Raw genomic sequence first — 12,389 nt, forward strand, 5'->3', positions numbered from 1 at the left:
TATTTGTAAAGCTTTATTTTTCAAACATTATAAAAATGGAAATAAATAAAAAGCTGCCCTGCAGGACAGCTTTAAATATAAAAATTAGCTGGATTTATGTTTAAGTGATCTTTCTTCCAGAGACTGCTTAATCACTTGATAACCTGATGTGATGCCGAGTGTAGCGATAATTACAGCCACAATAATATCCGGCCAAAGACTGCCTGTACCAAATACGCCTACGGCTGCCAAAATGACCGCAAAGTTGCCAATTGCATCATTGCGACTACAGAGCCAGACCGACCGCATATTGGAATCACCTTCACGAAAAGCATAAAGAATTGCTGCTGTAAATACATTCGCTACTAAGGCCAGCACACCAATCAGGCCCATTGTCAGTGCTTCAGGTGGAATACCTTGCAGATAGGCGTAAATCACTTTGCTAATAACCACCAGACCAAACAACGCCATGGTCACTCCCTTCACCAAAGCGACTGTTGCCCGCCAATAGAGGCTCGCACCTAGTACAGCCAAAGAAATCCCGTAATTGACGGCATCACCAAAGAAATCTAGCGCATCTGCCCATAAGGCTGATGAATGTGCATATGCACCGCCGATCAACTCCACTACAAATAAAGTGAAGTTTACCAGCAAGGCAATCCATAGCGCTGTTCTAAATTTGCTGTTGGGCTTGATGGGTGCCGGTTCAGGACTACAACTACAGGCCATATAACTCCCCCGATGATTTTTTATCTAAAACACGATAAATTGATTAGAAACTATGGACTAACTCCAAGGTCAAGCATGAGGGCGATATGTCAGTTTATTTGATTTCAGAAATGGCCAAAAAGACTGGTCTAAGCACTGATACCCTACGTTTTTATGAGAAAAAAGGCTTTATTCAGCCGAATTTTCGAGCAAGTAATCAGTATCGTTATTATGGTGAAGACGCATTAAAAAGACTGCTTTTTATCAAGCGTTGCCGTGCCTTGGACATGTCGTTAAAAGAGATTGAAACCCTGATTCAACTTGAACAAAATCCGGAACAGGACTGCTGTGCCGTCAACCAGCTGATTGATCAGCATCTTTCGGATATTTCAAATAAAATTAAAGAATTACAGATATTTGAACGGCAACTGATCACACTGAGAGAAAGTTGCAATACCCCGACCACGATTGATCATTGCCAGATTCTAAAAACGCTTGAAAACCCTGAAAATGATTGAATGTTGAAGACATTTTATTGAGAGCTCCCTACTTAAAATAAAACTTTGTTTTACCTCAAAATGGCGTATTTCCGAGTGATTTACTAGGTTGAATCCAAATTCCAGATGATTAGAATAAAGCCGTACTTTTTATATGTCTTTCGATTTGATCATGAGCATTACCACTGTTACCGAACTTCTCTCACCTGCTGGCTCACTGAAAAATATGCGCTATGCCTTTGCTTATGGTGCAGATGCAGTCTATGCCGGTCAGCCGCGTTATAGCTTGCGGGTTCGGAATAATGAATTTGACCATGACAATCTCGCCATTGGCATTAAAGAAGCACATGAACTCGGCAAAAAGTTCTATGTGGTGGTCAATATCCAGCCGCATAACTCCAAGCTGAAAAATTTTATTCGTGATTTAGCGCCTGTAGTGGCGATGCAGCCGGATGCGCTGATCATGTCCGATCCAGGTCTGATCATGCTGGTGCGTGAACATTTTCCAAAGATGGATATTCACCTGTCGGTTCAGGCCAATGCCGTGAACTGGGCAACCGTGAAATTCTGGAAAAACATGGGGCTGACCCGTGTCATTCTGTCACGTGAACTGTCGATTGAAGAAATTGCAGAAATCAAACAGCAAGTGCCCGATATGGAGATTGAGGTCTTTGTTCATGGCGCATTATGTATGGCCTACTCTGGCCGCTGCATGTTGTCCGGTTATATGAATAAACGTGATGCCAATCAGGGTGCCTGCACCAATGCCTGCCGCTGGGAATATAAAGTTCTGGATGCCAAGGAAGATGAAACCGGTGATGTCATTCCAGTAAAAAATCTGGATTCAGGCTGCTGCTCTAAAGATGCTGATGAACAGCACATGCAAGAACAACATCAGTTTGATGAGCCTGTGCTATTGCAGCGGAATGATGAAGATATGTTTGCTGCTGAAGAAGATGAACATGGCACTTATTTCATGAATTCTAAAGATCTGCGTGCAGTCCAGCATGTAGAACGCCTAACCAAAGTAGGTGTACATTCACTGAAAATTGAAGGCCGGACCAAGTCTTATTTCTATTGCGCCCGTACTGCTCAAATTTACCGTAAAGCGATTGATGATGCGTTGGCGGGTAAACCTTTTGATCCATCACTGATGACACAATTGGAAGGCTTAGCGAATCGTGGTTATACCGAAGGTTTCCTACGCCGCCATGTGCATAGTGAATATCAGAATTATGAACATGGTTCTTCCAGTTTTGATCATCAAATTTTCTGTGGCGAAGTGCTGGAGCGTAATGGAGATTACATCAAGATCGATGTGAAAAACCGTTTTATCGTCGGTGACTCACTCGAACTGATGACGACTAAAGGCAATATCACTTTCACTTTAACCGAAATGAAAGACAAAAAAGGTAATCTGATCGAAGATGCCAAAGGTTCAGGTCACATCGTCGAGATTCCGGTTCCGGCAGATGTTGATATGCAATATGCCCTGCTGATTCGTAATCTGCCAAGCTCGACTGCGGATATTTCGGCATCTTCACTGGCTTATCAGGCGAGTTAAGTATGGCACTGTTGATTACCGACAAATGCATCAATTGCGATATGTGTTTACCGGAATGCCCGAATGACGCGATTTATGAGGGTGCGAAAGTTTATGAAATTGATGTGAACCGTTGTACGGAATGCGTCGGTTTTTATGAGCATCAGACCTGTGTGGATGTCTGTCCGATTGAATGCATTATTCCACATCCGGAGTATCGGGAAACACAAGAACAATTACTGGAAAAATTTAAGGGTTTGAACTTATTTAAATCTTAAAAATGAAGCGATGGAATAAACATTGCTTTATGTAAAGACAACCTTGGGGAAAGTATAAAAATAAGGGTTGAAAACAAAAACTGTGCAGAGGAAAGGAACAGCTGAAAGTGCGTGGGGACACTTTTGGCTGATCCAATAATAAATATAAAAAAAGGAACTCGGGTGTTAGCGTCCTGAGTTCCTATAAAGCGATAATAATGTATTGATAAGATATAGCACCTCGGTTTTGGGGAACCGAGGTGCTATTTTTTTACTGCCCCGAACGGATGATGTAATCAAAAGCAGACAGTGATGCCTTGGCACCTTCACCGGTCGCAATGATGATCTGCTTGTAAGGCACTGTGGTACAGTCACCTGCTGCAAATACACCTTTCACATTGGTTTCGTTGCGGTCGTTAATCACAATCTCGCCACGGTTGGTCAGCTCAACTTGGGTTTCTTTCAGGAAGTCCGTATTTGGCAACAAACCGATTTGCACGAAGATCCCCGCCAGCTCAACCACATGCTCTTCATCCGTAGCACGGTCTTTGTATTTCAGTGCAGTCACTTGTGAACCATCACCAACCACTTCCGTAGATAAAGCATTTTTGATCACGGTGGTATTCGGCAAGCTGTTCAGTTTATCTTGCAACACCTGATCCGCACGCAGCTTGGTATCAAATTCCACCAAAGTTACATGCTCTACAATCCCTGCCAGATCAATCGCAGCTTCAACACCCGAGTTACCGCCACCAATCACGGCTACACGCTTGCCTTTGAACAGTGGACCGTCACAGTGCGGGCAGTATGCCACACCACGGGTTTTGTATTCCTGCTCACCCGGAACATTCATCTCTCTCCAGCGTGCACCAGTCGACAGAATCACGGTTTTCGATTCCAGTCTGGCACCATTCTCTAACGTGACTTCCACCAGACCATTGGCCGTTTCATCTGCACCTTTGATGTTAGAGACACGTTGCAGGTTCATGATGTCGACACCATATTCACGCACGTGGGCTTCCATCTCGGCAGCAAATTTAGGACCTTGGGTCTTCTGTACAGACGTAAAGTTTTCAATGTCCATGGTATCCATGACCTGACCGCCCATGCGTTCAGCCACGATCCCGGTTTTAATGCCTTTACGTGCTGCATAGATCGCAGAAGTATTCCCTGCAGGACCACCACCGATCACCAGGACATCAAAGGCATCTTTGGCATTCAGCTTTTCCGCATCTTTGGTAGCGGCATTGCTGTCCAACTTGGCAATGATTTCTTCCAGCGTCATACGACCCTGACCTATATGCTGGTTGTCCTGGAACACCATCGGAACCGCCATGATTTTGCGTTCTTCTACTTCTTCCTGGAAGAAAGCCCCATCAATCATGGTCGCTGTAGTGCCTGGGTTATAGATGGCGATCAGGTTAAGTGCCTGAACCACATCCGGACAGTTATGGCAGCTTAAAGAGACGAACACATCAAAGTTAGATTGAACACCCAGGCTCTTGATATTTGCCAGTACTTCATCCGAGACTTTTGGTGCATAACCTGAGGTTTGCAGCAATGCCAGAATCAGCGAAGTGAATTCATGACCCATTGGCAAGCCTGCAAAGAACACCCGTGGTTCTTCACCGGCCTTGGCAATCCCGAAACTTGGCACACGTGCATTGGTCCCGTCAAAGCGTGCAGTCACCAGATCAGACAGTGCAGCAACCTCGGACACCAGTTCCTGGATTTTGGCTGATTTGTCAGAGCCATCTAAAGTCGCGACCAGTTCAATCGGGCCTTCCAGGCGTTCTAATAAGGTTTTAAGTTGAGCTGAAGTATTTTGGTCTAACATTGCTAACGTCTCCAAAGGAGTAAATGTTTATTTGATAACAGGATATTAAATGAATTGAATAAATAGTTAAAACAGTTTGTTTTTATTTTATTGATCGGTATTTTAGATTATTAATCCAGTTATAGACTTTATGCTGCCTTGTTTTTATTTTTGGGCTATATAGAGCAAGTTGAATAGGTTGTCTTAAAAATAGCGTTGAAATTCCATCAAAAAATGCTCCCTATTCAGGTAATGCCAGGCCAGTCAGTTAAGCAATTGACTGGCATTTTTTTTAAATTCAAGATTATATTTGATAGGTAGCAAAGTCATCCGCAACTGTTTGAGGCAGGACTACATTAAAAAATGATTGTTTTTGCGACAAATTTACTAAGGGATAGTGGCTGACGAGTTTTGCGGATGACAAATGCTTTTGGTTACTTTGGGCGAAACCAAAGTAACAAGTGATATTGCAAGTATTTGATTTAAAAAGTTAAGACTCTTTCATAAACGACTGAAAAGCTAAAGAGTCTATTTCTAAATTCCTTAACTGATCAGCATTACCCTATTCAGGAGCATTTTGGGAAATTAATGAATCCGCTGTTCGATACGCAGAGAACGACCCTTGATTGAGTTGGCCAAGAAAAACAAGATTAGGCTAAGTAGTGCCGATAAAATAGCAACACCAATAATAACCAGATTCGTGATCTGACTTAACTGATCCGCCTGTTGTACCTGCGTATTTACACTCTTGGCGACTGGTGTCATGGCTTGACCATAGACCTGTTGCTGCATGGTCCAAATTTGTTCAGGCTTGAAACCATATTGTTCAAATTTAGGATCCTGTTTTTCTGCTTCAACCAAATTTAAAACATAAGGTTTTGCGGCAGATAAATCTTGCGGCTTATGCAGCAATGCCGTTTGCGCCAATAAATAAGACTTTACTGGTGCAGCAATCTCTGAATCGGCCAGATAACGGGCGATTTCACTGTCATTGATATTGCTGTCGTAATACACCACTTGCTGATAAGCATCATCCCGATCATTACGTAGATCATGCTGCCAGTAAGTCAATCCTGACCAGATCACGATAAAAGCAATCAGCCAGGCGACAAATTTCAGCACAAAAGACTGAAAGCGAACATAAAAGAAACGCAACTTTTTCAGTAAGCCAATCACAAAAAATGCACCGATGAAAGAGGCAAAAATTTTAATAATCAGCCAGCCAAACCAGCTCAGCAAACTAAAAAAATAATCCGGACTATCACCAATGCTGGCCAGTGTGGCATCTACACTGACCGGTAAATGCAACTGTTGTACTTGAGTACTCAGGCCAAAAAAACCATAGACCAGTTCCTGCTGGAAAAACAGGCTCATCATTGAAGCTATAAATATGGTAGAGGTGGTCAAACCCAATAGCATCAAATTGCGTTGACGTTTCTTGAGTGCAACTACCCCCTGCTTGATGTCCTGAGGCTTAACGGTGTATTCATCTAAGGGCGGCAATCTCTACTCCTTCTTTCAGATTTTGGCCCTACCTGGTTTAGTTGGGCTTGGATCCACTGGTACTTGATTCAATCACCAAATGATTCAGATTATCCTGCAAAGCTTTCAAACGCACGGTTGCTTCTGTGCGTTTTTGTACTCCTTCTTTCTGGATCTGAATCACATCGTTTACGGTTTTAATGAGGGTGTTTTGCACATGTTCAAGCGTTTCGATGTCAATCACCGAACGCTGGTTGGCTTTAGCGGTATCGACCGAGTTCTGATGTAACAGGTCTGCATTACGGCGCAGCAGCTCATTGGTGGCATCATCAATGGTATTGGCCAGCTGTACACTGTTCTTCTGTTCGCTCAATGAAATTGCGAGACTGATCTGGTTTTTCCACGCCGGTAAAGTAATGTTTTTGATCGCATAGAACTTGTCGACCAGCATCAGGTTATTCGACTGGATAATCCGGATCATTGGCAAGGTCTGCATGGCAGATTGCTGCAATACCTGTAAATCACTGACACGTTTTTCCAGATTATTGGCCAGATGGTTCAGGTCATAAATTTTCTGGGTGGTGCTCTGATCTTGCGGCAAGGCGGTTAAAGTGGAAATTTCCTGCTGCAGCTCCTGTTCGCGTAAACGGCCTGCGGCGATATGTACCCCGAGCTGTTTATATTCATCCTGTACCCCGTCAAACATTTTATCCAGGGTATCAACACGTGCTTTCAAACCGGATTGCGAGGTTTCAATCTCTTTCACCAGTACATCTAGCTGCTCTTTAGTGGTATTGAAATGCGCATCAAAGTTATCTTTCGCACCTTTGAATTTGCTAATGATATTGCCAAAAAAACCCGAACTTTTCTTTTTATTGAGAATACTGCTGGTATTCAGCTGCTGAGCCACCTGTACCACCTGATTCAGCTTCTGTCCTGTCGCATCCAGATCTCTATTTTGCACCAGATTCAGTAATTCATCGGTATAGGTCGAAGTTTTGGTCGCAATATTTTTGCCATATTCAGCCACGCTGTTATGACTCATGTTCTGCAACTCTTTACGTGCAGCCAGCACCTCCTGAAAGTCAGCAGACTGTAAGCCCAGTTCTTTCAGGTCCATTTGCTGGAATTTTTGTTCGACCAGTTCATTCGAGCTTTCAACAGGTAAATTTACTAAATCAGACTTGGTCATAGTTCACCTTATATTGTTATGTTTTCGAGGGTTTCTCGAGGGATTTTTTTAACGTTTTAATCAGACTCTCACGGCTATTATCAAGTTTTTCCAGATCACTTGTCGAGTGTTTCGTCTGGCTTTGTTTGACATGATATTGCCAGGCCGGAATCAAGACCTGCTGTGCTTCCTTAAAGCGATCCAGCAGGCTAAAGGAAAGCTGCTGCGAAAGCTGCATCTGGGTAATGGCGATGTCATTACTGCTTTGCAAGGTACGTAAGGTATTAATTTTCTTGGAGAGGCGTTCTGAAAAATTATCCAAGGGATGCTGGTTTTTGACGAATAGCGGATATTCAGACAGAAACTCGTCTGCTGCGACAATGTGCTTGGCCATCTGTTCGCGCAACCCCAAAAGCTGCTGAAAACGTGACTGCGATTTCTGAATTTCAATCTGCAATTTACGGCTTAAGTGATCGGCCTGATCCAGCAAACGGTCCAGTCGTTGATAATATTCCATCTGACTTGAGCCATAATCCAGATCGATGCCCAGCCATTTCTGTAGAGCATTAAATTTACGTTTTTTCAGATATTTTTTAGATTCTGCCAAGGCATGAATCAATTGCTCAATGGTCTGGCTTAACTGTTGGGTCAAGTGCGGATCTACACCATTCAGTAGAACGGACTGTGCCTGAATCAGAGCATCTGCATAATGATTCAGCCCATATTGATTATCCAGTACAGGCACAAGCTCATTACGCTTAATCGCCAGAATTTCCTCACGATCAAGCATCATGTCAGTCAAGGCAGGTAGAGCTTCAAAGCGCGACATGGTTGAGGCGATATCCTTTAAAAAAGTGAAACAAAGAAGTCTAGAACATCTTCGAATGTAGCAAAAAAACAGACCGCGTTGTGTATATTTATCCAGAAATTCGTTACATCACTTTAACTAAATCCATGTTTTATCTTTATTTTAATTATGATTTTGGCAATACGATTCAATTGCAGAGATAAATGACTACATTGCATTTTGAGAATTATTTAACTTTAAGCATTTAGAACTTTAAAATGTATTCAATCTGATCTAAATGCTTACAACATCAGGTTTTACTTAAAATCCATATACAAAAAAAGCCATATTGCTATGGCTTTCAAGGATGATCCAACGCTGGCTTAAAGATAATCCCCTTCGCTCTCCGGCTGAAACAGCACTTTTTCAATGGTCACTTTCATGGTATTACCATCCGGTTGTGGCCATTCAATGGTTTGACCTTCTGCTAAGCCCAAAATGGCTGCACCTATCGGTGCGATGACATTGACCTGCCCCTTTTCACCTTTAAATTCGTGTGGGTAAACTAGTGTCACCTCAACAGCTTCCGTAGAAGGTGCAATGGTCAACAACACACGGGAATGCATGGTCACGATATTGCTTGCGATCGCTTGCGGCTCGACCACTTCGGCACGTGCCAATTCATCCTCTAAGCGGATCATGGTTTCGCTCAGCTTGCTCTGATTCTCCAGCATCGTTTCCAGACGATGTAAATCTTGCTCAGATAAAATAATGTTGGGTTTAGTCATCCTTATTACCTTGTTTAATGCATAAATGAAAAATTAATCAATCAACCGCCAGCAGCATTTTTAAATACAGGATTTACCCATATTCAAATGATACCGATCCATATAACGTTTAAATAAAAAGAATGATGTCATTCACGGCGCTTATATCAGCACCACCTTACAGTAACATGGGATTCACTCAAGCGCTTCATCTACCATGATCTTCAGCTCAATAACCTATTATTTTTAAAGTGTCAGGTTCTGAAAATAATTCCTGTAAATAATTTCAAGCAAAGCATGCAACGAATGCATTCATTCTTTTAAAGCATTTAAAAATACAAATAGTTGATAAAAGACTTTAAGCCAGATTTAGAAAAACTCAATATGATTTTATTGATGACTCAATCTCTTACGGCATGGAAATTGATCTATATAAGCCCGATCAAGTCTAAACATCTTTTACATCGTTATTTTTACAGCTATAAAAAAAGCTCCCGGTTGGGAGCTCCTTTCCGTTTATAAGCGATTATGCATAAACTGGGAATTTAGCACATACCGCTGCAACTTTCTCTTTCACCGCGTTGATAACAGCTTCATCGCCTTTAGCATCTAGGATGTCAGCGATCCAGCCTGCAAGTTCACGCACTTCAGCTTCGCCAAAACCGCGAGTTGTTACTGCAGGTGTACCGATACGGATACCTGAAGTCACGAACGGAGAACGTGGATCGTTTGGTACAGAGTTTTTGTTCACAGTAATGTGAGCAGCACCTAACCAAGCATCAGCTTCTTTACCTGTAATGTCTTGTTTGATTAAAGACAACAAGAACAAGTGGTTTTCAGTACCGCCAGAAACTACGTCATAACCACGAGCGATCAATACTTCAGCCATTGCTTTCGCATTTACCACAACTTGTTGTTGGTAAGCTTTGTATTCAGGTGCCATTGCTTCTTTAAAGCAGATTGCTTTTGCAGCAATTGCGTGAATCAAAGGACCACCCTGGTTGCCTGGGAATACAGCCGATTGAAGTTTCTTCTCGATTTCTTCGTTTGCTTTCGCAAGAATAAGACCTGAACGTGGACCACGAAGTGTTTTGTGAGTCGTCGTCGTCGTAACGTCAGCAATTTGCACCGGGCTTGGGTAAACGCCAGCGGCAACCAGACCTGCAACGTGAGCCATATCAACAAATAGGTAAGCGCCAACTTTGTCCGCGATGTCACGGAAACGCTGCCAGTCAACGATTTGGCTGTATGCAGAGAAACCAGCAACGATCATGCGTGGCTTGTGCTCAAGCGCCAAACGCTCAACTTCTTCGTAATCGATCTCGCCAGTTTCAGGGTTTAAACCGTACTGAATCGCATTATATGTTTTACCAGAGAAACTTACTTTTGCACCGTGCGTCAAGTGACCACCGTGAGCAAGGCTCATACCCAGAACTGTATCGCCCGGGTTAAGAAGCGCTAAGTAAACTGCTGAGTTTGCTTGTGAACCAGCATGTGGCTGAACGTTAGCATAATCAGCACCAAAGAGTTCTTTAGCACGGTCAATCGCCAATTGTTCGATAACGTCTACATACTCGCAACCGCCATAGTAGCGTTTACCTGGGTAGCCTTCCGCATATTTGTTAGTAAGTTTTGAACCTTGAGCTTCCATAACTGCTGGTGAGCAGTAGTTTTCAGAAGCGATTAGCTCAATATGAGCTTCTTGGCGAGCATCTTCATTCGAGATTGCTTGAGCTAATTCTGGATCAAATTCAGCGATAGAGATATTGGCAAACATTAGCGAGGTCCTATTGATTTAGGGCTTTTAAGCCGTGCTAAGATTGGCGCGTATTGTAGCATGAAGTTTTAAATTTTCGATCATGAACTTTATTCAGTTTGCAATAAAAATGGCTCATGTCTAAAAAAACATGAGCCATTCAGATAAAAATAAGTTATTGAATTGGCATTAGAGATTTTACATCTGAAATAATATTAGGAATATTCAGTGCATAGACACTACCATGATCCCATTTAGTCACATTTGACTCATCCGTAATATAACGTACTGAAGTTTGTTTCTGATTGGCGAGTGCAACTAAAACATCTGTTGCTGCTTTGGGAACGGTACTATCTGCTGAACCCTGATAAATAATCACTGGCGTAGAAACTTTAACAAGTAAAGGCTGAGAATCTTTTTCTAAGAAGCTCTTTACGACTGGAATACTCATAAAGTTAGTTTGAGTACGAGGATAATTATTTACTGAGTTATTATTTGATTGTGCATAAGCATACATTGCAGTACCAAATTTCTGGCCTAATACATCATAACAGTCAGTTTCTGCATTTTTTGCGATTTCATCGGTTGGCGTTTTAAAAATCTGACTATATTGCAAATTTGGGTTCGGGTTACGCAAACCAGCAACAATCAGTGCAGTAAAGGTATCTAAAGATGCTAAAGTTCCAATTTTTTTATCCAGATTTGTTTCTTGTCCCGCCTGTTGTTCACCTCCTGTCAAAATCAGATTGAAATTTGAAGCCGGTGCTAAAGCTACCGTACCTTTATAGGTCATCTTAGAAGCACGTGCTGCATATTGCGCAGCGCCTAAAGCTGCTTGGCCACCTTGAGAATGCCCTACTGCAACCCATTGATTAGACGCTTGTGAACCTAAATAGTTTCGTGCAGCCACGACTGCATCAGTAATAGAATAAGCTTCGCTTTTCAGATTCAAGAAAGGATGAAGTTCTTTTCCACTCGGCTCTCCTAAACCTTCATAGTCAGGTGCCACTACAATATAGCCAGCTTGGAGAAACCCGCCAATCATGGCTTTAATATAATCATTCAGCGCTTTTCGACTCGGCGCACACTGATCAGCTACCCCGGTAGTTCCATGTGCCCATGCCACAATTGGCCAGCCTGTAGCTGGAGGTGTTCCCTCGGGTGTGAAAACTAATGCAGTAGCTTGTGTTTCCTTACCATTAATTCCTAACATCTTATAAGTCATGATCACACTTTCGTCAGCGATCCCGGAGAAATCCGTTTGAGTATAGGCTACAGGTGTTGCCACGACTGGATTATCGATATTATTTACTGGAATGGCAGGTTTGGACTCGTAAAAACGATCATTATCACTATCATCGTTACAAGCAGTTAAGGCCACACTTAATGTGAGAAGAGTACAGGTCAATACTTGACGTTTCATCGATCTTATCCTTATCTTATTTATTATCATCTCTAATGAGTTTTTCTGGTTTTATCTTTAACAAACGATAAAACCATATCTAATTTCCCAATTTATCTAAACAATATCAAGAAAAGAATGCGTTATTTTTTTGCTAAATTCGCACTGGTTTAGATTTATTATGAAATCAGCATGCAAACTTAAGAATAGAGAGGTTTCTGTCT

At 42.3% G+C, this 12,389-nt stretch carries 11 protein-coding genes; 3 read left to right on the plus strand and 8 right to left on the minus strand.

Going from position 1 to position 12,389, the window contains the following annotated elements; genetic code table 11:
• Window positions 1-84: 84 nt before the first annotated feature.
• On the minus strand, window positions 85-708 hold the full coding sequence (locus NI465_RS14375) for a cation efflux transmembrane domain-containing protein (RefSeq protein ID WP_253138062.1): 624 nt from the start codon (window positions 706-708) through the stop codon (window positions 85-87).
• Window positions 709-794: 86 nt separating this feature from the next.
• Here NI465_RS14375 and NI465_RS14380 point away from each other — a divergent pair, with 86 nt between their 5' ends.
• From NI465_RS14380 to NI465_RS14390, 3 genes are all read left to right on the plus strand, one after another.
• Entirely contained in the window at window positions 795-1,205 is a 411-nt protein-coding gene (locus NI465_RS14380; RefSeq protein WP_005106480.1) for a Cd(II)/Pb(II)-responsive transcriptional regulator, read from the plus strand.
• 133 nt (window positions 1,206-1,338) lie between these two features.
• Window positions 1,339-2,748, plus strand: a complete 1,410-nt coding sequence (gene trhP / locus NI465_RS14385; protein WP_253145775.1) for a prephenate-dependent tRNA uridine(34) hydroxylase TrhP — start codon at window positions 1,339-1,341, stop codon at window positions 2,746-2,748.
• Between the two features lie 2 nt (window positions 2,749-2,750).
• A complete protein-coding gene (locus tag NI465_RS14390) occupies window positions 2,751-3,005 on the plus strand; it encodes a YfhL family 4Fe-4S dicluster ferredoxin (RefSeq protein WP_180038760.1) in 255 nt (84 codons plus the stop codon).
• Window positions 3,006-3,255: 250 nt separating this feature from the next.
• Here NI465_RS14390 and ahpF read toward each other — a convergent pair whose 3' ends face one another.
• From ahpF to NI465_RS14425, 7 genes are all read right to left on the minus strand, one after another.
• Entirely contained in the window at window positions 3,256-4,821 is a 1,566-nt protein-coding gene (gene ahpF / locus NI465_RS14395) for an alkyl hydroperoxide reductase subunit F (RefSeq protein WP_253145776.1), read from the minus strand.
• Window positions 4,822-5,385: 564 nt separating this feature from the next.
• Window positions 5,386-6,303 (minus strand): hypothetical protein, encoded by a 918-nt coding sequence (locus tag NI465_RS14400; protein WP_253145777.1) that lies wholly within the window; start codon window positions 6,301-6,303, stop codon window positions 5,386-5,388.
• A gap of 37 nt (window positions 6,304-6,340) precedes the next feature.
• Entirely contained in the window at window positions 6,341-7,474 is a 1,134-nt protein-coding gene (locus NI465_RS14405; RefSeq protein ID WP_253145779.1) for a toxic anion resistance protein, read from the minus strand.
• 16 nt (window positions 7,475-7,490) lie between these two features.
• Window positions 7,491-8,282, minus strand: coding sequence for a tellurium resistance protein (locus NI465_RS14410; protein ID WP_253111908.1), 792 nt, complete (start codon window positions 8,280-8,282; stop codon window positions 7,491-7,493).
• A 341-nt stretch (window positions 8,283-8,623) separates the two neighbouring features.
• The gene (rnk, locus tag NI465_RS14415) at window positions 8,624-9,028 is read right to left on the minus strand and encodes a nucleoside diphosphate kinase regulator (RefSeq protein WP_004279022.1); all 405 of its coding nucleotides are present in this window, start codon (window positions 9,026-9,028) and stop codon (window positions 8,624-8,626) included.
• Between the two features lie 505 nt (window positions 9,029-9,533).
• Window positions 9,534-10,784 (minus strand): serine hydroxymethyltransferase, encoded by a 1,251-nt coding sequence (gene glyA / locus NI465_RS14420; RefSeq protein WP_253145781.1) that lies wholly within the window; start codon window positions 10,782-10,784, stop codon window positions 9,534-9,536.
• A gap of 154 nt (window positions 10,785-10,938) precedes the next feature.
• On the minus strand, window positions 10,939-12,186 hold the full coding sequence (locus tag NI465_RS14425) for an alpha/beta hydrolase (RefSeq protein WP_114541920.1): 1,248 nt from the start codon (window positions 12,184-12,186) through the stop codon (window positions 10,939-10,941).
• Between the last annotated feature and the right edge of the window lie 203 nt (window positions 12,187-12,389).

Origin of the sequence: Acinetobacter lwoffii, assembly GCF_024129855.1 — a bacterium.
GTDB classification, from domain to species: Bacteria; Pseudomonadota; Gammaproteobacteria; order Pseudomonadales; family Moraxellaceae; genus Acinetobacter; species Acinetobacter lwoffii_L.